A 21,740-nucleotide genomic window follows, 5' to 3' on the forward strand; every position below is an offset into this window, starting at 1 on the left:
GGTACGGGATAATTACGGCTGTCCGGGGAGGAGGGCGCAGGCCGGCTCACCCGGTCGGCTTTCGTTGCCCGATGTGTCGACGGCCAGAATGCGGTACCACTGACCGGCCTCGCCCGCGGGGTCGACCCATGTGCGCTCGGCGAGCAGGCCTTCGTGGACTTTTTCGTACGTCCCGGTGGCCGACGCGGCCCGGTATACATGGTAGCCGGCGAGGTCCAGCGCGGCGACCGGCTCCCAGCTTAGCCGCACGCCGCCGGCCTCGAGGGCTTCTCCGTGGACGTTGCGCACGGACCGGGGCGGCATGGCATCGCGCATGACGACGCGCTGCCGTTCGGAGCGAGCGCTTTCGTTGCCGGCGGAGTCCGCGGCGGTGAGCCAGAAGGTGTAGGTGTGGCCGGGGGCGACATCGTAGGCCTCGAAGCGGCGCTGGCCGGGGGGTACGGTATGGGTTTGGACCCGCGCCGCGCCGTCTTCCTGGCGGTACAAAAGGTAGGTCATGAGATCTTCGTCGGCCGACGGATTCCACGTCAGCGCGATCCGATTGCCGTGTTCGATCGTGGCGTAGAGCGCGGTAGGCGGCGGCGGGGGGGTCTGGTCCGGAATTCGAACCGTGGCGGTCGCCGGTGCGCTGAAGTTGCGGGCGTCGTCCATCGCGAGGACGGTGTAGCGGTATACGCCGCCTTCGGCGAATCCGTGGCCCAGCTCGCCGGCGTCGACATACCGCGTGGCCTGTACATCTTCCTCGTTCACGCGCAGGTCGATGTCCGGCGCGCCCGCGCCGATCCGGCGGCGGAGGACGACAAACGCGCCGGCGTCGCCGGCCGGGGCCTGCCAGGCGAGCTGGACCGTGCCGGATTCGTACCGGGCTTCGAGCATTTCAGGGGTCGCCGGCGGCGTATCGTCGATCACCAGCGCCATCGCCACATTACTCAGTGGACTTTCGTTGCCGGCCTCGTCCACGGCGGCGACGCGATAGAAATACGCGCCTCCCTGGGCCGTGCGGAGGGTATCGTTAAACACGGTCTCGGTAGGGGCGAGAAGGTCGGCGTTGACTCGGCCGTAGCCGCCGTCGTACACCACCTGCTCGGACCGATAGACGTGATACCCGCGTGCATCCTCCGAAGGCGTCCACGCGACACGCACGCGCCCGCCGGAGAGCGGCGAGGCGGCGACGCCGTCCACCACGGCCGGCGGCTGCCGATCCACGACATCGAAGCGGAGTTCAGCACTCGGCGCGCCGGCCTGCCCGGTGAGGTCGACAGCCTGCACGAACAGCCGCTCGGTCTGCCCTGTGGTCGGCGCCTCGAACGTGACGGCGTACTCGAAAACGGCGTTGTTGCGGAGGATGATCGCGTCGTGGAGGCGAACGGGTGCGCTGGTCGCCGGGTCGATCCGGAACGCCTCGAAGCGCACCACGCGGTCATCCGTCTTGAGGCTGGGGGGAACGTAGCGCCAGTACAGCGTGATCGCGCGGCCGTCGTTGATGGCCCGCAGACCGATCGGGGCCTCCGAGCGGCCAGGAAGCAGCAGTAGCGTCTGTTCGAGCGTTACACCGGTCGGTTCGTCGCGCGCGTCGACGAACTCCATCCGGTAGGTCACGACCGCTTCGAGGGGCGCGGTCCGGTCGATATACCGCCGGCCGAGGGCATCGGCCACGTCGGGGTAGATGAAGGTGAGGAGGTTGGCGATTCGGGTATCGCTGCGGACTTTCGCGAGCGTGCTGTTGGCGTTGTCCTGGCCCGTGGCGGACTCGATCGAGCCGTAGAGCACCCCGAGGAAGTCCCGCAGTTCATCGCCCGACCGTACGCTGTGGATCGGGGAGGCGTTGAGGCGGACGAAGGCCGCTTCGCCGTCGTCCCGTCGGTACAGGTTGAAGCCGTGCTCGATGGGCACGAGCGCCGTATGGTAGATCTGGACGGAACGGTCGTCCTCGCGGACGGCGATACGCAGCTCGCCGGCCGGCGCCTGCGCCCCGGCCCGCTCCGGCGCCATCAACACACAGAACGCCAGGGTGAGGGCGATCCGGAGACGGAGGGTCGATATGGAGGAAACGCGTAACGTCACTGGCCGATTCCGGGAGATCTGAAGAGGACGGTTTTGCTGACGGTGGTCTGGAGGCCGGCGCCGTTTGTGGCGCGGACCTCCACCTTGAGGGTTCGGCCGGAGCGTATCGCCGGCTCGTCGACACCATATATCTGACGCTCGAAGCGGGCTTGAGGCACCGCGATCTCGAAGACCGGCGCCCAGTCCGTCAGCACGGTCTGGTCGACATTATCGAGGAAGCGATAGTCTACCTGGTGGATCCGCGATTCCGGGTCCGACAATTCGTCGAGCACCAGCGCGATCTCTTCGTTGAAGAAGTGCAACGCGATGGCGAGCTCCGGCGGCGAGACATCGCTCTGGATCACTACATCCACCTGGGTGGTTGCGGTGGCGACGAGGCCGGCGCTGTTGACCACGCGCACGTCCACATCGACGCGTGTGCTCGTGGCGATGAAGGGCAGATCGACATACGACAGGCTTCCGGGGAAACGCCCGTCCGTGCCGGCGGCGAGGGGCGTCCAGGGGGCGAGTGCTTCGCCGGCGCCGGTCCGCAGCCGGTAGGCGACCTCCACGATGGACGACTGCGCGTCCGAGGCGGGGCCGATGCGCAGCTCGAGGCTATTGGGCCGGCGCGCGTCGTAGGCGTTCAGGTGGATGGCCTCCAGCGCCGGCGCCTCGGGCGGCGTGGTGTCGCCGGGGATGGAGACGGCCGTTTGCCGGTAGCCGTAAAGGCCGGCGCCGTTATGCGCGCGGAACGCGACGAGCACCTCGCGAGCGCCGTCGAAGGGGAAGGCCGTGCGGGGGACGGAGAAGGCGGGCGGCGTCGCGCGGATCACGTTCGGCGCCGGCACACGGGTCCACTCCCGGAACACGATCGCGTCATTCGCGGCGTCCGTCATCCGGTAATCGAGGCCGGCGATCAACGATTCGGCGTCGCGGAAGGCCCCGGGCGTGATGAGCAGGTAGCCTATGCCCTGGGCGTTATCGACAAACGACATCTCGATCCGCGGCGGCATCTGTGGGGGCGTCTCGTCCCGATCGATGCTCACCCGAACGCGCTCGGTCGCCTCCAGGCCGGCGGCGTTGACGGCGCGCACGGCAACATCCAGCGTCAGATCGCCGGCGTCTGAAGGAAGGGGTAGCGAGAACGCCGGCGCCCGGTGCCGCGGCGTCCGCGGCGTGGCGAGCGGCGTCCACGCCTGGATCACCTGGGCAGTGTCCTGCCCGGCGGTCACGCGGTACTCGATCCGTTCGATGACCGACTCCGCATCGGCCACAAGGCCGGGCGTCACGACGAGACCATCGGGCCGGGCGCCATCGCCGGCGGCGGTCGCGGTCAACCCTTCGATGCTCGGCGGCGTCTGGTCGTTGATCAGGACGACCGGGGTTTCGACGATCCGCTCCAGCCCGAGGCCGTTGGTCGCGCGGAGCTGCGCGACAAGCGACAGGCTGCCCTCGGGCGACGGGACGGTGAGCGCGGTCACGGCCGGCGCGAATAGCCGGTCGTTTTGCTGGTTGACGAGCGGCGTCCAGTCGATCACCGTCGCCCCCTCGCGTTCAGGGTCGATCAGGCGAACGGCCATCTCGGCCACGCCTGTCTCGGGATCCGACGCGGCGCCGGCCACGATGCGCAGCCGCGCCGGAGCCTGGTTGCGCGGCATCTCGATGAGCGACACGGCAAACGCCGGCGCCACGGGCGCCGTGTCGTCGGTGACGGGCGCCAGGACCATCCGCCCCGTGGCGAGGGTGGCGCGTTCGTCGGCATTTTCGAGGCGGACCTCCACCTGCGCGGTAGCGGGCAGGGTCAGTTCGGGTAGGGAGATGAGCAGGCGGGCGCCGGGGAAGTACACGCCGGCGTCGGTCGGGGCGTCGCTCCAGGTTGAATCCGTCGGCAGGGTGATCGTCTCGCCCGGGGCATCCGTCAGGACGATGCGGTAGGTGACGGCGACGATTTCCGAACGCGCGTCGAAACTCTCGCCGATCGCCAGTTCGAGGGTATTCGCCTGAATGCTGTTCCGGGCATCATAATAAAACAGACCGAGCGTGGGTTCGCTGGGCCGGCTGGCGCTCAGCGCGCTCGCGCGCGGGATCTCCAGCGCCGCCTGGCTCCGGAAGGCCTGGCCTTGCCGGTTCTCGACGACCAGCTCCGCCAGCACCGTCGCGTCCACGGCACTATCCGGCAGCGCGTGCACGATGGTGCGGCCGGCAAAACGCTCGCCGGCGGTGACGGGCACCGACTGCCACGGGGCGATTTCCCGGCCGGCCACGTCGGCGTCGCGCAGCCGGTACCGAATGGCGGCGGGGGTCGCGAGTGGATTGTCGATGGGTTTGAGGACGAGGTACAACTGGCCCTCCCGCGCCTCGTCCGGCTCGGTGTAGAAAAGGGTAACCTCGGGCGCCGTCGGCGCGGCGGCCGCGGCGTCGCGCTGGATGGGTTGGCTGGCGACGGCGCTTAATCCCTGGCCGTTGATCACCCGCACCTGCAACTCCGGTTCGCCGGCGCCCAACGCGGCGGGGTCGAGATCGATCCGGGCCCCCGGGAACGCCCCCGAGACGGCGTCGAACGGCAGCGGCTGCCAGTCCGCCACTACGGACTGCGATGCGGGGTCGACGAGGCGATACGCGGCCGAGCCGATACCGGACTCGGGGTCGGCTACCGGGCCTACGTTGATGGACACCCCCTCGGGCTCGGCGTGGACCCTGTCGTTGTGCACATACACTTCCAGCGCCGGCGCCGGCGGCGGGCTATCGTCCACATCGAGATGGAGGAAGGCGACGGACGTACGCGACGACACCCCGGCGTGGTTGACGGCGCGGGCTTCGACGATGACGGGCCGGCCGCTGCCAAAGCGCGGAAGATCGAGGGTGTGCTCCAGGCTGCCGGCGTAAAAGGCGAACTGGGTCGGGTCGAGCAGGGTGAAGTCATTCCAGTCCTGGATCGGCTGCCCCGTGCTCCCGTCGAGCACGCGGAACAGGATGCGATCCACCCCCGATTCGACATCCTGGACGTCGGTCAGCAGAATGTGGAGCTGACTGGGCCGCTCGGCGTCGTAGAAACCGGTGTGGGAAAGCGTGAGCTGGGGCTCCGTTGGGGGGGTGGCGTCGCGCCCCGGAATCTGGATCGTCTGCCGGGCGATCGACTGCAAGCCGGCGCCGTTTGTCACGCGGAAAACGGCGCTCAGGTTGAGGGCGCGGTCCGGGAAGGCGCCTTCGACGATCGGGATGTAATCCGCACGCGCGCCGAGGTCGCGTTGTGGCTGGCGCGGTGCGATCAACGGCTGCCAGTCGGCCTCGGCCAGGTTGGTCTCGGCCCCTTCCACGAGTACATATTCGACCTGCTGGATGCCGGACTCGGCATCGCGCAGGGTGTCGAACGCCACGAGCAGGCTGTTGGGGTGCTCGTGGTTGAAGGGGTTGAAATACGTCAGCGCCTTCAGGGCGGCGACGGGGGGCGTGTCGTCCAGGCTGAGGCGTAGCGTCTCGTGGCTCACGGCGGTCAGGCCGGCGCCGTTCTCCACGCGCGCCTCGACGCGGATGGCCAGGTTGCGCTCCTGCACGGGCAAGCCGGTTTCGATCGTGCGGCCGGCGAACGTCGCACGGCTGATGACGACCTCCGTCCAATCCTGCAGCACATCTTCCACGTTTTCCTCGTTGACGATGCGGTAGGCGACGGAGGCGATGCCGGACTCCGCGTCGCGCAGCTCGCCGAGTGTGAACCACAGGGTGTTGGGCTCGTCGCTGAAGTAGGCGGAGTACGCCAGCCCGGCCAACACGGGCGCCGGAGGCGACGTGGCGTCGAGCGGGGTGAGAAGCGAGTCAGGCCGCACGACAGGCGCCGGCGCGTCGGGGTCCACGGGCACGGTGAAGCGGCCCGAACGGGTGGCGCTGAGGCCGCCGGCTCCGCGGACGCGCAACGTCACGTCGTAGGTGTGCGTCTGGTCCGCCCCGTCGCGTTTGAAGGCCGCCACGGCGAGCGCCGGCAGGGCGCCCACACTTGCGAACACGGAGGTCGAGTCCGACGGTTGCTGAATGGCTATGCTCGTTTCGACAATCTCGATAGGATGCTGCGCCGTCCATGTGATGGTTGCGGTCGAGCGATAGCCGGCGGGTTCGATGCCGATCTTCATCGACTCGATGCTCGGCGGGATAAGGTCGTCCGCGAGGAGGCGGTAGTTGCCGCGGTAGGGGAGGAACTGGAAGGCGAGGTTGACGCCCTCGGGATCTAGCCGGCCCATCGACGTACGCCAGTTTTTATATTCCTCCGCCATGCCGTACAGCGTCGTCGTCATGGCGGTCTGGGTGTCGTACATCGGGTCCAGGGCCCGGGTGAAGGCGCCGTAGGCGAGGGCGATGGAGTCCTGATGCGCGGCGTAACGGTCGGCTCGGAGGGTGGACCGGGACGTGAGCGAGTCGGCGGCGGCCAGCAACGCGGCGGCCGGCGCATCGAACCACAGCCACTTACCAGTCGTCCGGTAGAGGGTCTTGAGCGCTTCGGGGTCCGCCGCGGCGACACGCTGGCGGAAGGCGGCTTCGTCGGCGATCGCCTCGTTGATCCACCCCGTGCCGGCGGCCATCTCCTTCAGCCGATCGACGCGGGCGAGCACGGCGCGACGCAGGACCTCCGGCTTATCGTCGATCGCGCCCAACTGGTCCTCGATGTCGCGCTCGATCACACGTTCCTGCCCGGCGAGCCAGGCGCTCCGCTCGGTGGCCCAGGCCGCGAGCGACCAGTCGGCATCGGCCTGCCGGCCGTGGTAGGCGCCCAACGACGCCACGGCCTCGGCATACCGGATCGGCTGATCCGGCGTCCGGGCGATTTTCAGATTCACCAGGTTCAGCTCCAGCGTACCGACCGCGCGCGTGAACTGGAGGTCGAGCGCATCGTTGCGCTCCTTGAAAGCGAGCAGACTGGTCGTCTGCCGGTCCTGCACGGTGGCGTCGATCTCGAATCCGCCCCGGCCGGCCGGCGTCTCGTTCGGCCATTCGGCCCGGACGACGGGCGATACGTTCAGGTCCGTGGGGATCTCGACTTCTTCCGTCAGCCACAACAGGCTGCGTGGGGCGAGGCTGGCGAGGCCAAAGAGATCAGTTTCGGCGCTCCGCGCCGCCGTGGCGATGGCGGTGGTCATCCCCAACCAGGCATCGTTCGCGGCCTCGGATGTGGCCGGCGTATCGGGGTAGGCCGTCCGCGCCGGCCGGTTGCCATCGGCGAAGAGGCCTTCGGCCAGGTGGGTGAGTGTCTCGGGCACGTCGCCGCCGGCGCGCTCGTCATCGAGGAGGCGGGCGCTGAAGGCCAGGAGGGTGTCGGAGGATTGGGTGAGAAGGCCGGGGGCGATGCCGGGGAAGGGGTCGGCGCCGGCCTGACGGAGGACGCGCACGGCTTCCTGGAGGCGAATGCTTGCCTCCTCGGCGAGCTCGGGCATGGCCGCGCTGTGCTGGCGCCCTTCATTGATCATGCGCCGGAACGTCATGTTGCGTGCGTCGCCGGCGTAAAATTGTCCGCCCTCAACCGATAGCCACGGGTCCAGCGGGCCGGTATACACGAAGGGCACATCGACATAAAGATTACTGGCCGCATACAGCCGCTGCTCGTCGTTGTGGCGGACGAGGCTGCCCGTGAGCCGGCTGCGTCCAAACAGTACGCCGGGGAGCAGCGCGAGGTCGCTCTCGATGGCGGTGAACCCGCCGAGGGCGCCCTGGCGGGTATCGAACCAGGCGGTGAGCTGCAATGGGCGCGGGACGGTGAGGCTGCCTGTCACGACGGGGCGCATGTCGGTGAGGTCGAGCAACAGGCCGTCGACGCCGGCCTGATACCGGCCCGACAGTGGGAGGGCGTCGTTGACGAGAAAATCGCCGTAGCCGAAGGCGGACCATCCCCCCGCCGGCGTGGCCTGGAAGGCGGTGTGTACGAAGCCGCCGAGCGTGGATGTGAAATTGACGGTGAGGGCGCCCTGTCCCTGGAGGGTCGTGCCCAGCGAGTCGTCGGTCACCTCTGCCAGGAATAACGCGGCATCCAATTCGTCTTCGCGTTGGAGCAGCGTCCCGCGGAGGTCGAAGGTCGTGAACTGGTTGGTGATGGTGAAGAGGCCGGCGCCCGTCACGCCATGGGACGAATCGGCCGGCGCGAGGGCGATGTCGGCTGGAAGATACAGGGCGAACGGCGGTGCGCTCAGGGAAGGCCAGCCGGCCGGGTTGGCGGCGCTGAAGGCGCCGTTGTGCCGCTCGTTGAGCATCCGGGAGACCGGCTCGAGGTCGGCGGTGGCGGGGCGATAGAAGAGGCCTCCGCCGGCTATTTCGATAGCGCCGAGGCCGGGAATCCAGTCGATGACCTGCGCGGCGGGGGAGAAGAAGAGGGCGAGGCTGGGCCGGCCCTGAAGCGCGCGCAGATGGCCGGTCGTCGTCACCGGGATGTCGCGGAGGAACGTGAAGCCCGTGACGTCCAGCGAAGGCTCGCCGTCGAGGGCGGAATGACGTAGGTCCGCCATCACCCGAGTGCCGGCGGCCAGTGTCGTCTCCACCCGATCCAGCCGCAGCTCGGTTGCGCCAGCGGTGGTCAGGTAGGCGGTCAATGCGTTTGCCCGGCCGTCAAACCAGCCGTCGGTGAGGCTGATCTGGAGGGTGTCGCCGCAGACAGCGCCGAACCGGGCGTACGCTTGCACGGACAACGGGGCGGTCGGGGCGGAAGCCACCCGGCCGTCGGGGTCGAGGAAGAGGTGCTGGGGCTCCAGCGAAAGCGACTGTAATTCGGAGCGACGCTGTTCGAGCTCGAAGCAATCCGTCTGGACGGCGAGGATGCCATCGAAGCTGAGGGTGGACGCCCCCGTTGCGTGGCCGGGCTGCACGAGGCCGGCGGGGCCGATGACCCGATCGCCCAGGCTCAGGCCTCCGGAGATGCCAGCCGCGTTGAGGCGGACGAGCCCGGCGAGCGAAACAGTCGGCGAGCTGGCGTCGGGCAGGGTGACGGAGCCGACATGCAGGTCGTAGAGCCCGTTGCCGACGACGAGCGGCGCAGGGTCCGTGGCGCCCTGAAAGGCTGTGAAATACTGGATCGGGGCGGCGGCTGGGACGATCACGCCGGGCGTGCGCCGGAGGTCGGAGACCCGTCCAAACGGGATGGCCGGCATGCGGGTGACGTCGGTGCGGCTGATGCGCGAGCTGTCGGCGGCGTTGGCCGAGTCGCTGGGTCGCAGGAAGAGCCGGGCCGCGGCGAGCAGACGCGCCTCGGCCGGCCGCCACGGGCTGAAGTCGAGTTCGGCCGCCTCATACTGGAAGATGGCGGCATCACCGAACGCCATCTGAAACGCCGGCTTGGCGGACGCGCGGAGCGTCTGGCCGGCGAATTCGACCGCGCTCTGTCGCAGCGTTCCGTCCAGGCCTACCGTGAAGGCCACGCGACCCGTCGGAAATAACGAGGCCGTGGAGGGGGTGACTACGGTGGGCGCCGTGCGTCCGAGCGGGGCCGCGCCCGGAGCCCGTGGCAACATCGGGCCGAGGCGCTCGGAGGGCGCCGGCATGTCCACGGAGCCCGCAATCGAGAGCCGAAGACCCGTCTCGCCCAGGGCGAGGGCGAGGGAGTCGAGCCGGAAGACGTTGGGGATGATGTCGATCGATTGTCCGAGGCTCAACAGGGACAGCGCGGTACTGTCGGCGTCGGCGAACCCGGCGGTGCCAAGGAAGACCTCGCCATCCATCCCGATCTCCATACCCCGGAACGTCGCACGGCCGCCCGTGCGCGACTGGAGTAGCGGAGACTCATACGCGCCGTCCAACGAGGCGACCAGCGCGCGCCGGCCCTCGTCGAAACGCCATTCGAGCCGGCTGATCTGCTGGGTCAGCAGACCCTCGATGAGGACGGGAGCCTCAGGCCCCGAATAGGGCCGGCCGAGATAAACGCCGGCGGGCCCGACTTCCAGCGCAAGGCCCAGGGTATAGTACTCGCCCAGCCGGGCCGGTAGCCGCATCAGGCCGGCGAGGCTCAGGACGGGTAACGGGTTGGCCTGCAAGCGGTTCGCCAGCATCGGATCCAGCGCAAGGGAGCCGGCGCCGAAGGGAATGGTCCGGTTCGAATGCGGGTCGAGGGCCAGGTCATACGCCCACGCGGCGTCCGGCTCGCGGTAGCCAGCGGTGAACCGGAGCGCGGAAGCCGTCGAGTCCGGGTGCAGGAACGGCGAGGCGATTCCGCCGTCGATTGTCACGAACGTGACGCCGTCTTCATGGCCGATGCGGGCCGTGTCGGCGCTGAAGCGAAGGCGGCCCTCGTACCAGGAGCGCGGGGGGATGACGACGGGAGCCGTCGCCTCGCCGTCGACCAGGCGGAAGGAGGCAGCGACCGTCGCGGTCGAGTCGGACACCAGCACGTCCGGCAGGGCGATACGGGCCTCGAGCGTGGCCTCGAAGCGGGTCGCGCCTTCGGCGAGCGTGGCGCGGACATGATGCACGCGCAGCGGATCGATCGACGTGGCGATGCCGCCGGCATCGCCCTGGCCGATGAGTTCGCCGGAGATGATTTCAAAGGCATCATTGACCGTGATCTCGCCGGCGACGGGCAGGCTGAACCGGGCGGGGTGGGTCATCTGCAGCCGCGCGGCGTCGACGCGGAGGACGGTCAGCCCACGGGTGGACCGAACGATCGTTACCGAAGGGTCGCCGCCGGCTTCGCGCAACCACAGCGCGCCTGCGATGCCCGCAAGCGGGATGTGTTCCGGCAGATCGGCGGGCTCCATCGCGCGGCCGATCGAGAAACCGTTTTCGTCGAACCGGCCCAATGGGGTCGCCTCCAGGAGCACCTCGGCGCGACCGGTGTTGGCGCGGGCCGGCTGAAGGCCGAGCTTAAAGGTCTCGGAGAACGTGAACCGGAGGGGGGCGTCGTCGGATAGGCGTCGGCCGGCGAAGGTGCTGTCCGCAAAGAACGTGACGCCCCGGCCGTCCAGACGCGCTTCGACCACGTCGATCACAAAAAGCGGGCTGAAGGCAGGATAGGCCCATTCGAAATCATCAAGACGGGCCGACCCTTCCACGACGCGGCCGTCGGCGAGGTCGATGGCGATGGTGCCGCTGCCCGATGCGCGGTCCCCGGTGAGGGGCTCGTGTACGCCGGCAACCTCACCCTCGATCCAGGTGACCAGTGTGTCGCGTTCGTAGGTCAGCTGCATGCGGGCCGAATCGAAGACGAGGGCCATGGGGCCGGCGGTGACGAAGCCGCAGGGCGCAAAGGCGTCGCTTTCGCCGGTGATGACCGAGCCGTCGGTACCGCTGGCGATGCGGACCGTGGCCGGCGTCGGGGCGCACGCAAGGCCGGCAGCGTCGGTGAGTGCGGCGTGGGCAAGGGTGCCCTGGAAGTCCAGTTCATACCCCTGGCCGGACGATTCGGCAAAGAATCGGCCCACGGCGCCTTCGGCTTCGAAACGGACGGGCGCCGCCATCGCCAGGCGGGCGGGCTCGCCCTGGAAGCGGTAGGGGAGGATGGGGCCTTCGAGCACACCGTCTACGAAGCGGGCATCCTGGAGGGTGAGCGAAGCGGCAGCGGCGGCGCCGGCAAGCGGGAGCCGCGCGAGGCGCGCGTCGAAGTCCAGCCGCAGATCCAGCCGATCGCCCGACCCCACGAGGCGTGTTTCCGGCAGCCGGATGCCGATGAGGCGCAGGTCGAACGCCCCGGCTGTTGTGAGGCCGCCGCCCTGTTCGCCTCCCTGTTTGCCGCCCAGGGCACCCCCGGCGTCGTTGATGTCTTGAGGCGCGATGTGCAGACCCGTGTCGCGCAGTTCGACCCCCTGAAGCGGGGCCCTCAGCGTGTCCACAGCGACGACGAGGGCCAGGCCGGCGTCGAGCGCGGCCGAGAAACGAGGCGCCCCGGCGGCGCCCGAGAGCCACAACGCGTCGATGCCGGCTACCTCGATCGCGGTGGCGCCCAGGTGGAGTGCGCCGACGTCGAAAGCGCCGGCCTCGGCCGGCTCAAATCGCGTAAACACGGCCTGTCCAGCGCCCGAATAGGCAAAAGCGATGGCGGCGCTTGCGATCACCAAATCGGCATCGACCACCTGGAAGGCCCCGGCGACAGTGAAGTCCACCACCCGCTCCGCCCCGCCGAAAAGCGGAACCAGCAAGCGTCCTTCGACGGATTCGACAGCCAGTCGCGCCCATCCGGCTGCGTCCAGCGCGAGGGTGCCGGCGACAGCGCCCGGCGCGACGTCGCCGGCCACGCGGCCGCGACCGTCCACCGTGAACACAACCGGTTCGCTGCCGGCAATCGGGGCGCCGAAGAGGGTGAGCCTGCCTTCGAGCTGGATCCGTGGCTCGCCGTCCGCGATGCCAATGACGATCCGTTCGGGCGCGATGGGGACGCCGACGGCGTCCAGGCCGGCCGTTTCCGGCGTCGTCGCCGCGAGCGACCCGCTGACCATCAGCCCGGTGCCACTCTGGATGACGACGGCATCGGGGAGGACCTCATACCGGGGCGCGGCGCCCTGGGCGGGGCCGCGAAATGCGGGGATCACGGCTTCGAGGCGGGTCCCGGGCAGCGGGGACAGGGCAATGGTGCCGCCGGCCAGTGGCATCGCCGCTACAAGCGGCACCCCGTTGCGCTTCAGCGGCACATAGGCGAGCCGTTCCTCGCCCACGATCAGGCGGTCCGGGATCTGGGCGATGACCGGGTCGCTCCGGTCGATGACGTGGAATCCTGAGGCATCCGCATACGCCCGGGCGACGCCGTCCGCCGCGAAGTCGATCCGCCCACGGTCGATCCCGAACGGCGCGAGATTCAAGGCGATGTCGGGCGAGTACGTCGCCGTCCAGGCCTCGCCTTCGAGCCCGGTGTAAGATACCCGAGCAGGATGGGTGCCGGCGGGGTGGACGCCGTCTCGATCCACCCGGGTCGGACTGTTCCATTCGAGCAACAGGCCCTCGCTCCGCGCCGGCGCGCTGCCGGCCGGCACAAACGCATGGTCGCTGAAGGCATCCGTGAGGGGGTTGAGGGCCACCTCGATCGCAAGCGGCTGTTCGATGACGATCGCGCCGGCGATGATCGCCTGGGTCTCCGCATCGATCACTACCCCTTCAAACCGCGCTTCGGCTGGAGCGCCGTTGACTTCGATGGGCAGGAGCCCGTCGAAGTACAGCTCAGTCTGCCCCGGATCCAGCTCCTGGGGGTTGGCGAGCGTGTGGACGATAAATGGTGCATTGACGGGATAACTCCAGGAGGCCACCATTCCGCCCAGCCCCTCTACGCCCACGGTGAAGGTGTTGTATTCGGTCTCGCCGGCGTCCAGCACCGGCATCAATCCGGCGGCATCGCGGGCGCGTACCTGCCACGCATAGGTGTGGTCTTTTTCGAGGGGTAATTGTTCGGCCGTATAGGCAAAGGCCGTCTGCCCCAGTAGAGGGATGCGGACGAGTTCGCGGTTGCTTTCGAGGGCCCGGTAGGAGGCCTGCCCCGGGAGGACTTCCACGATCAGCAGCTCGTACTCAAACAGGCTGCCGGCCGGTGCGCCGACGATCGGCGCCCAGGAGAAGACGGGGTACGGGCTGGTGAGCACGGTCTGGTCGAACGGCGAAAGCAGGATCGGCGGTTCGGCGTAGCGCACCTCGAACACCGCCATGCCCGGGATGCTGGGCAGCAGGAGGTCGGCCTCCTCGGGGACGGCCTCGATCGTCAGCGTATAGGTTCCCTCGGCAAGGAGGCCGGTGGCACTCGTTCGCGCATCCAGTCGGTCGACGAGTTCGCCGTAGGTGATGGGGAAGTCGATGGCCGGCGAGTCGTCCAGCCGGCGGTAGGTGTGAACGCCCGGTTCGTAGGCGTTGGGCTCGGAAAGTAGATCGAGCACGGTATCCCCATTGTGCTCCAGCGTGAGGCGAAGCCGAAACGCGCGCGGCTGCCGGCTGGGGCTGATGTAGATGAGTTGGACGTTGAAGAGGCCCTGATCGATCTGCCGGTCGAGATCGCCGAGATAGGGCGTCTCGAGCACCGGCGGGATGCCGCCGACCACGATCTGCACGGTACCCTGGCCGGCGGCCGGGGCGGCGCCCAGGGCGTACACGCACATCGCCAGCACGAAGGCGGGCAGCGTGTGTAGGATCGAGAAAGTATGGGTGGATCGTGCTCGCATCGAGCGGCCGTGCTTCGGTTTGGGGCGCGATCGCCCTAAAATTTATGTTCGAAACGGAGGGTCGATTGGATCTCCTGGAAATTTCCACGCAACGGCTGGCGGGTCGTAAATCCTCGTACGTTGAGCCGCAGGATGTCGCGTCCCGTGACGCGGTACGTGCCCGTCAGCGTCAGCCCGTACTGGCGCGACGTTTCTTGCTCGCGCGCGGTGTCGGGATCCGCGCCGGCCGGGGGGTCGAACATGAGGCGAGTCGTGGACACGCTGGCGTTGAAGCCGGCGTTCATCTTCCCCTCGAACAGCCCCGCGCTCAAGCCGGCGTTGAGGCTCATGGCCCGGACGTCCGTCGTGGGGGCTTTACTCGAAATCCGGCTCAGGCCGCTGTTGATCGACAGGCCGGAAGGCAGGATGACGGCGTGGGAGAGCGTGGACGTCAGATTGTTGAAATTCACCGGTCGGCGGTCCAGTGCGTCCTGGCGATCGGTCCGGTCGGCCAGGTTCTGGACGGCCAGCGTGAGCGCGAAACGGTGGGTGAGTGGTTCGATGGGGACGGTAAGGACCGGGGAGAGGAGCAGGGTCTGTGAGACGATGCGTTGCTTGAGGAAGTGGCTCGCGGGGTCGTCGAATACGGGATTGTTGGCGTTGGCCATCCACAGATAACCCGCATGGAGGAACAGCGCCGGCGAAAGCTGCGCCTGGGACGTCAGGTGGAGCTGATTCCGCTGGAGAGTGGCGTTGCGCGTATCGCCGAGGTTATTGCGGCGCGTGGTGATATCGAGTCCCAGCAGCAGACGCCGGTCGAGCAGCCGCGCCTGGGGTTGGAGCCTGAAGACGGCCTGGTCGCTGCGGGTGTAGGGCCTGCCGAGCGACACAAAGCCGGGCTGGACCCGCTCGTAGGAGGCCAGGACCGTGATCTGGTCGAACACCGAGGTATCGGCGAAGGCGGAATGCGTGTAGCGTGTTTCGATGAGGCCGGCGTAGTCGAACCGGCTCCCCACGCGCGGCGTAAAAAAACCGAGCATGCCGGGGGCGCCGTCGTCGGTGGCGCGCGCGGCGCGGGTGTCCTGTGTAAACGCCGAAGCCGTCAGTTCGCCGCTGACGGAGAGCCGACGCTCGAGGAAGTGGAGGCCGAAGGTGGGGGTGAGGCTGACGTTTTCGACCGGCGCGGCGCGAAACGAGGGATCTCCGGAATCCGGGTCGTCGCGGGCGATGAGGCCGATGAGGTGGAAGAAGTGGCGGCTTTCCGCACCCACCCCGACACGGGCGGAGAGCAGGGATCGATTATTGGCCGGCCTCCGTATGGCAGCGCCGATGCCGGTGTCGATGGCGCGCTGGGAGCGGCCGGCGAGGATCGATGCGACCCACCACGCGGGCCGGTAGTCCACGTAGGCGCCGCGGATCGTAGCGCCGTTCAGGCTGAAGCGGGAGAAGACGGGGCTCACATCGCCCACGGTGGCCTGGAGGCGCTCGCCCGAGGCGGAGAGGGCGAATCGGTTCATCGATTGGCGCAGCCGGTCGTCCTCGGTGGAGAGGTGGAAATTCAGTCCGTACGTGATGTCGGTGGCGGAAGCCGTAGCGGCGCCGAATACCGAGCCGCTGTTTCCGGGCCGGCGTCCGTTGATCCCGGTGGCGCTGTACGCTTCGGTGCTCATGCCAACCGATCCGCCGAGTGCCAGAGGCCCCAGGCGGGTGGTAGGTGGCCGCGTCTGCGCACTCGCCTCCAGCCCTGCGCCCGCGACGACGGAGAGGAGTACGAAGGCCAGGACACGTGGTACGATAGCGAGGGACCTGTCGGGGCGCAACTTGCTAAAATGCAATTGGGTGTGACCGGGGCGACGGCAGTCGCCTGTCGGAAAGAAGCTGCGGGTCCTGGGCGGAAAAGCGAGACGAGGCCATCGCGTTCAAACCAGGACAATCAGACCTGGGGAATCATTACGGGCTGACAGCCCATCGGCGCAAGGCGGTACGAACGGTCAGGGCGGTGTGGATCAACCCCCCGTGGCGAATTGGGTACAACCGTGCAAACGACGGGCACGGCACGCCGTAACGTGCTTTTCTGCCGAGGACTTTACGATAAGCGCACGCCTCGCCGTTCCTCTCAGTCTTGTGCGTACGGAAGGCTGCGCCTTTGGCTCAAAGCCGGGAAGACCAACGCTACGTCGTCACACTCACCCGCTATGCGGGAATTCTACGTCTTCGGGCGTGGGTCGGGATGAGGGAAACGTGAAGCGAATGGCCTCGTGCGGTCAACGTCGCCCATAGAGGTGGGTTCCAGGGCCCTGGGGATTAGGAAAGGCCCGGTCGTAGGATCATTGCAGGGCGTGATTGGCGGCCTGCTGGTAGAAGTCCATCGCTTCGGCGTACTGATCGAATGCACGGCATGCTTCGGCGGCCATGAAGTAGACCTGCGAGGGATCGGCGTTGTACCGCGCCGGAGGCTTCCCGTTGTACAGTCCCTGAAGCAACTCGGCCGCGTAGACGAACGACTCGGCCGCCGTACGCTGCTCCCCCTGCTCCCAGAGCGCTCGCGCCGCCAGGTGATGGATCAGCGGCTCATGCTCGGCAATCTTCAACGCTTCTTCGGCATGGGTGAGCGCATCCGCATAACGCTCCTGCAGGATGGAGAGCTGGATCGCCTCGACGCGATAGGCGAGTTCTTCCTCGCGTGACGGGTCGTCGAAGCTGCGGTGACCAAACAGCTGGCCGGCATCGCCGACCTGGCCCCGCTCGGCGCTCCAGCGATAGTCGGAACGGCGTGTCGGGGATGTGTGGACGATCTGCTGCATGGGGTTGACCTGATGGGATCTTTAAAGTATTCGATAGTCACTACCTTCAGCCGGATCTATTCGGCGATTACGGTCACTAATTAAGAGCAGGGCGCACCTTTAATTGTCACAATTGTGTGCAGATTGGATGGCAATGATCTGGTAAATTCCCCCCCATCTTCTACGTCTATGGCCTGGGGAGCGTAGGGTTTTCCTGGCGCGGACCTTGTAGCCTTTTCTCCGTGCCCATGGAGACCTTTACGCCCCTCTCGATTCGTTCATGCTGTTGTTGTACCTTGCGCTGGACCCGCCCCGGCCAACTCTCAGGCAAGGACGTTCAACGCGTTAAACCTTGCACCTTACACATTAAACCCCTTTTTCGTCCGTGACCTTCGACTCCCTGCGCGCGTATTGCCTCGCCAAAAACGAGGTGACGGAAGAAACGCCTTTCGGGCCGGATGTGCTTGTGTTCAAGGTGGCCGGCAAGCTGTTCGCCCTGACAGGCATCGATAATCACCCGACAACCGTCAACCTCAAATGTGACCCTGAACGCGCCATCGATCTGCGCGAGCGCTACGAAGCCGTGCGCCCCGGGTATCACATGAACAAAACACACTGGAATACGGTGGTGCTCGATGGCAGCATCGCCGATTCCGAGTTGCGCGAACTCATCGATCACTCCTACATCCTCATCGTCCAGTCGCTCAACAAAGCGGATCGCGAACGCCTCCTGTCCTGACCCCGTGTCTTGTTATGTTCGATCCGGCCACGATTTTGCATCTCGACAACCACCTGCTCGTGGTGCGCAAACCTGCCGGCGTGCTCTCCCAGGGAGACGCAACGGGTGATCCCGATCTCCTCTCCATGGCGAAGGACTACATCAAAGTCCGGTTCGAAAAGCCGGGTGAGGTGTTCCTTGGGCTGGTGCACCGGCTGGACCGGCCGGTGTCCGGGGTGATGGTGTTCGCGCGGACGTCTAAAGCGGCCTCGCGACTCTCCGCCCAGTTCAAGACGCGCGCGATCGAGAAGCGGTATGTCGCCCTGGTCGAGGGACATTGCACGGGGGAGGGGACCCTCGTCGATCATCTCTGGAAAGATCACCGGACGGTGCGGTCCGTCGGCGAAGGGCATCCGAAGGGGATGCAATCCGAACTGCACTGGCGCGCGATCGGGCATCGGGACGGGCTCACCTTGCTGGACGTCCAGCCCCGGAGCGGCCGGCCGCACCAGATCCGCGTTCAGCTCTCCCAGATGGGGCGCCCGATAACAGGCGACTTCAAGTATCGCGCTAAGCAGCGGTTTGACGGAAGAAATCTGGCCTTGCACAGCTACCGACTGGCCTTCGCCCATCCTACCCAGGGCGAAACCTGTGTCTTCTCGGCCGGCCCGCCCGACACCTGGCCGGCGTGGGCCCGGCGGCTGGTGGAGGCGCTTTGATAGGTTTGTGGAGCCAAGGGGGCGAGGCGCTGGGCCAGAAATGTGAAACGCGCACGCGTATTTGCCAGAAATTAGCCCCAGTGGACGCGCTGATGGGGTAGATTAGAGAAAACTTCAACGACGGACAGGAACTGAATTCCGCTTTTTTCGACTAAATGATACCTGCGGATGCCATCTCGGTAACCACACTGTATAGTAGTGGCCGATGCTGGCCGTCGCTCATTCTCGCATTCGATCGTCCCGATGACCCCGCGTCAGTACCTTTCTTATTATCAATACGACGATCGGCTGATCAGCGGGGAATTTTATGCGCCCGATCCACTCGTCCTGGATCCTGGGGATAAAGTCGGCGTCGTCCTCTTTAATCTTGGCGGTCCGTACAAACGCGCCGACGTTGCGCCGTTCCTGTACAACCTGTTTATGGACCCCGCCATCATCGACATGCCGCTGAAGGGGTCGTGGCGGCACTGGCTGGCGACGTTTATCGCGAAGAGCCGCGGGCGGAAGGTCGTGCAGGATTACGAAGCAATCGGGGGCGGCTCGCCGATCAACCGGATCACGCAGGAGCAGGCATCGGCCCTGGAGGGGCATCTCAACGACACGTACGGGCGCGGCGCCGGCATCTCCTTCCGCACCTACGTAGCCATGCGGTACTGGCACCCGACCAGCGAAGAGGCCGTTCGCCGTATGCAGCAGGATGGGATCACGAAGGTGTTGCTGCTGCCGCTGTACCCCCAGTATTCAAAAACGTCTTCCGGCTCGTCCCTGATGTACTGGTGGACCCTCGAACAGGCAAGCGAAATTCCATACTGGCCAACTTCCTTCGTCTACGAGTACGCCGCGAACCCCAAATACATCCAGGCCATCAGCGAACGAATCGACGAAGGGCTGCAGCGCTTTCCGCGTGAGGACCGGGCAGATGTCGAATTGGTTTTCAGCGCGCATGGGACGCCGATCCGAGAGATGCGCGACCGGCACGACCCGTACTGTTGCCACATCCACCGCTCGGTGGAGCAGGTGATGGCTCTGCGAGGCTACGACCGGCCGTTTCACGTGGCCTTCCAGAGCAAGGTGGGGCCGGCGGAGTGGTTGTCCCCCAACCTCCCAAACAAGCTCAAGGAAATGGCGCAGGCCGGCAAGAAGGCCGTGCTTGTCAACCCGATGGGGTTCGTTTGCGACCACGTGGGCACGCAGTTCGAGCTGGATATGGAAGTGCGCGAGCAGGCTGAAGGGCTCGGGATAACCCGGTACGAAGTGACGCGAGGCTTAAACAACCACCCGCTTTTTATCGAGGCGCTGGGTGAAGTGGTGGCCGCACAGCTCCGACTGCCGGCCAGTGAAGGCGTCCTGGGCACCGGCGACGGCGCGCCGGCGACACGCGCCGGCTACCCGCTGCGTCCGTGGAAAGAACAGCCCCTTTTTGGCAACGGCGAGTCCTGCCGGCGCTGCCGACAGTGTCCGGCCATCGTCGACGCGCGGAACTGGACGCCCGGCGTGCCCGAACCGCTGCCCATCGTTGATCCCCAACGCGTCGAACCCGGTATGGTCGAGCCTGGAAGCGAGTCCCCCTGAGTGTCCTGCCCCGGCAGACCTCGCGCGGTATCCGCGGCCGCGTTTCCGTGTCGCGACGGCGGTGCGTCCTCTCTTGCTCATCAGCTCTACCCCTCTTCGCATGGCATGCCGGATAACCTGAATCTGTCCCGCAGTAAAGCGGCCTTCGACGCCGCACAGGACGTCATCCCCGGCGGGGTCAACTCGCCCGTGCGGGCCTTCAAAAGCGTGGGCGGCACGCCGGTCTTTTTTAAGAAGGCGGATGGGGCCTATCTGTACGACCTCGACGGTAACAGCTACCTCGACTACGTGGGCTCGTGGGGGCCTATGCTCTTCGGCCACGCGGACCCGCTCGTCGTCCAGGCCGTCCGCAAGGCGGCGGGCCTGTCCACCTCTTTCGGCGCCCCGACACTCATCGAAATCGAGCTCGCCACCCTCGTGCGGTCCCTCGTGCCCTCGATCGAGAAGGTGCGCTTCGTGAACTCGGGCACCGAGGCCACGATGAGCGCCGTGCGCCTCGCTCGCGGCATCACGGGCCGGCCGAAGATCGTCAAGTTCGAGGGGCATTACCACGGGCATGCCGACTTCTTCCTGATCGCTGCCGGCAGCGGGGCGATGACCTTTGGCGAACCGAACTCACCCGGCGTGACGCCCGGCAACGCGCGGGACACCCTCATCGCCCGGTTTAACGACCTGGAGGGCGTGCGCCGGCTCGTTGAGGCCAACGCCGGCGAGGTGGCCTGTATCATCCTCGAGCCCGTCGCCGGCAACATGGGCTGTATCCCGCCGGCGCCCGGTTTTCTGGCCGGTCTCCGTACGCTGTGCGACGTCCACGGCATCCTGCTGATCTTCGATGAGGTGATGACAGGATTTCGGGTGGCGCGTGGCGGCGCGCAGGAGCGCTACGGCGTCCTCCCCGATCTTACGACCCTGGGGAAGATCGTCGGCGGTGGGCTCCCCGTCGGAGCGTATGGGGGGCGGAAGGAGTTGATGGACTATGTCTCGCCCGCCGGCCCCGTTTACCAGGCCGGCACCCTCTCCGGCAACCCGCTCGCGATGAACGCCGGCTACGCCACCCTTCGCCAGATCGCCGATTCACCCGAGTTGTACGATCGCCTCGAAGCCTACGGCGACGCCCTCGAACAGGGCACCCGGGATAACTTTCTGGTCGCCGGCGTGCCTTTTTTCCAGACGCGTGTCGGCTCCATGGGCACCCTCTTCTTCACCGACCGCCCCGTCACCGACTACGACACCGCCCGCACCTGCGACACCACCCGCTACGCGCGTTATTTCCACGCCATGCTCCGCCAGGGCGTCTACCTCGCCCCCTCTCAGTTCGAAGCCTTCTTCTTCTCCACCCGCCACGGCACCAAAGAACTGGCGCAGACCCTCCGGGCGCAGCGGAGGGCGCTGGAGCATTGCGCGGAGTGAACTCGCGGTCAATAGCTCGCTGCGCTCGCGGCCGGGAGCACCGCAGGTGCTTCATTCCGCCGCGAAGTAATCATGTAGTTCGCGCAGCGTTTCGTCGGAGGTGTCGATCTCGCGGATGAAGTGGCCGTTTTCGAGGACGGCAATGCGTTTGCAGACTTCGGTTATGTGGGCGAGGTCGTGGCTGGAGATGAGGAGGGTGAGGCTCTGCTTCGTGTTCAGGTCGCGCAGCAGGTTTTTGAGGACGATCTGGGAGCGGGGGTCCAGGTTGGCGAAGGGCTCGTCGAGGATGGCGATTTCGGGTTCAAAAAAGAGGGCAGCGACGATGCCAACCTTTTTGGCGTTGCCGGTGGATAGGTCGCGGATGAGCACCCCGTGGGGGTCGAGCGCGCCGGGGGGGAGAAAGGGCGTGAAGGGGGCG

At 67.0% G+C, this 21,740-nt stretch carries 9 protein-coding genes; 4 read left to right on the forward strand and 5 right to left on the reverse strand.

Features of this window, described 5'->3' with window-relative positions; genetic code table 11:
• Positions 1–12: 12 nt before the first annotated feature.
• The 4 genes from SH809_19080 to SH809_19095 all read right to left on the reverse strand — a co-directional run bounded on the left by SH809_19080 (position 13) and on the right by SH809_19095 (position 16,924).
• Entirely contained in the window at positions 13–2,064 is a 2,052-nt protein-coding gene (locus tag SH809_19080; GenBank protein ID MDZ4701822.1) for a fibronectin type III domain-containing protein, read from the reverse strand.
• Positions 2,061–14,141: a hypothetical protein gene (locus SH809_19085; GenBank protein MDZ4701823.1), complete on the reverse strand. Its 12,081-nt coding sequence runs from the start codon at positions 14,139–14,141 to the stop codon at positions 2,061–2,063. The genes SH809_19080 and SH809_19085 overlap by 4 nt, the downstream gene beginning before the upstream one ends.
• A gap of 35 nt (positions 14,142–14,176) precedes the next feature.
• Entirely contained in the window at positions 14,177–15,790 is a 1,614-nt protein-coding gene (locus SH809_19090) for a hypothetical protein (protein ID MDZ4701824.1), read from the reverse strand.
• A gap of 657 nt (positions 15,791–16,447) precedes the next feature.
• The gene (locus SH809_19095; GenBank protein MDZ4701825.1) at positions 16,448–16,924 is read right to left on the reverse strand and encodes a hypothetical protein; all 477 of its coding nucleotides are present in this window, start codon (positions 16,922–16,924) and stop codon (positions 16,448–16,450) included.
• A 364-nt stretch (positions 16,925–17,288) separates the two neighbouring features.
• Between SH809_19095 and SH809_19100 the strand changes: the two genes are divergently transcribed.
• From SH809_19100 to hemL, 4 genes are all read left to right on the forward strand, one after another.
• Positions 17,289–17,642: an MmcQ/YjbR family DNA-binding protein gene (locus SH809_19100; GenBank protein MDZ4701826.1), complete on the forward strand. Its 354-nt coding sequence runs from the start codon at positions 17,289–17,291 to the stop codon at positions 17,640–17,642.
• A gap of 14 nt (positions 17,643–17,656) precedes the next feature.
• Positions 17,657–18,340, forward strand: a complete 684-nt coding sequence (locus tag SH809_19105) for an RluA family pseudouridine synthase (protein ID MDZ4701827.1) — start codon at positions 17,657–17,659, stop codon at positions 18,338–18,340.
• Between the two features lie 243 nt (positions 18,341–18,583).
• Positions 18,584–19,912, forward strand: coding sequence for a ferrochelatase (gene hemH / locus SH809_19110; protein MDZ4701828.1), 1,329 nt, complete (start codon positions 18,584–18,586; stop codon positions 19,910–19,912).
• Between the two features lie 105 nt (positions 19,913–20,017).
• Complete coding sequence (gene hemL / locus SH809_19115) at positions 20,018–21,322, forward strand: glutamate-1-semialdehyde 2,1-aminomutase (protein ID MDZ4701829.1); 1,305 nt, start codon at positions 20,018–20,020, stop codon at positions 21,320–21,322.
• A gap of 51 nt (positions 21,323–21,373) precedes the next feature.
• Here the strand turns inward: hemL and SH809_19120 are convergent.
• The coding region (locus tag SH809_19120; GenBank protein MDZ4701830.1) for a hypothetical protein at positions 21,374–21,740 on the reverse strand (367 nt) is incomplete at its 5' end.

Source organism: Rhodothermales bacterium, from assembly GCA_034439735.1.
Classification (GTDB): Bacteria; Bacteroidota; Rhodothermia; order Rhodothermales; family JAHQVL01; genus JAWKNW01.

Coding starts and splice junctions, on each gene's coding strand:
- SH809_19085 (MDZ4701823.1), bottom strand. CDS start 14,141: ATGCGAGCACGATCCACCCATACTTTCTCGATCCTACACACGCTGCCC.
- SH809_19090 (MDZ4701824.1), bottom strand. CDS start 15,790: ATGAGCACCGAAGCGTACAGCGCCACCGGGATCAACGGACGCCGGCCC.
- SH809_19095 (MDZ4701825.1), bottom strand. CDS start 16,924: ATGCAGCAGATCGTCCACACATCCCCGACACGCCGTTCCGACTATCGC.
- SH809_19105 (MDZ4701827.1), top strand. CDS start 17,657: ATGTTCGATCCGGCCACGATTTTGCATCTCGACAACCACCTGCTCGTG.
- hemH (MDZ4701828.1), top strand. CDS start 18,584: ATGACCCCGCGTCAGTACCTTTCTTATTATCAATACGACGATCGGCTG.
- hemL (MDZ4701829.1), top strand. CDS start 20,018: ATGCCGGATAACCTGAATCTGTCCCGCAGTAAAGCGGCCTTCGACGCC.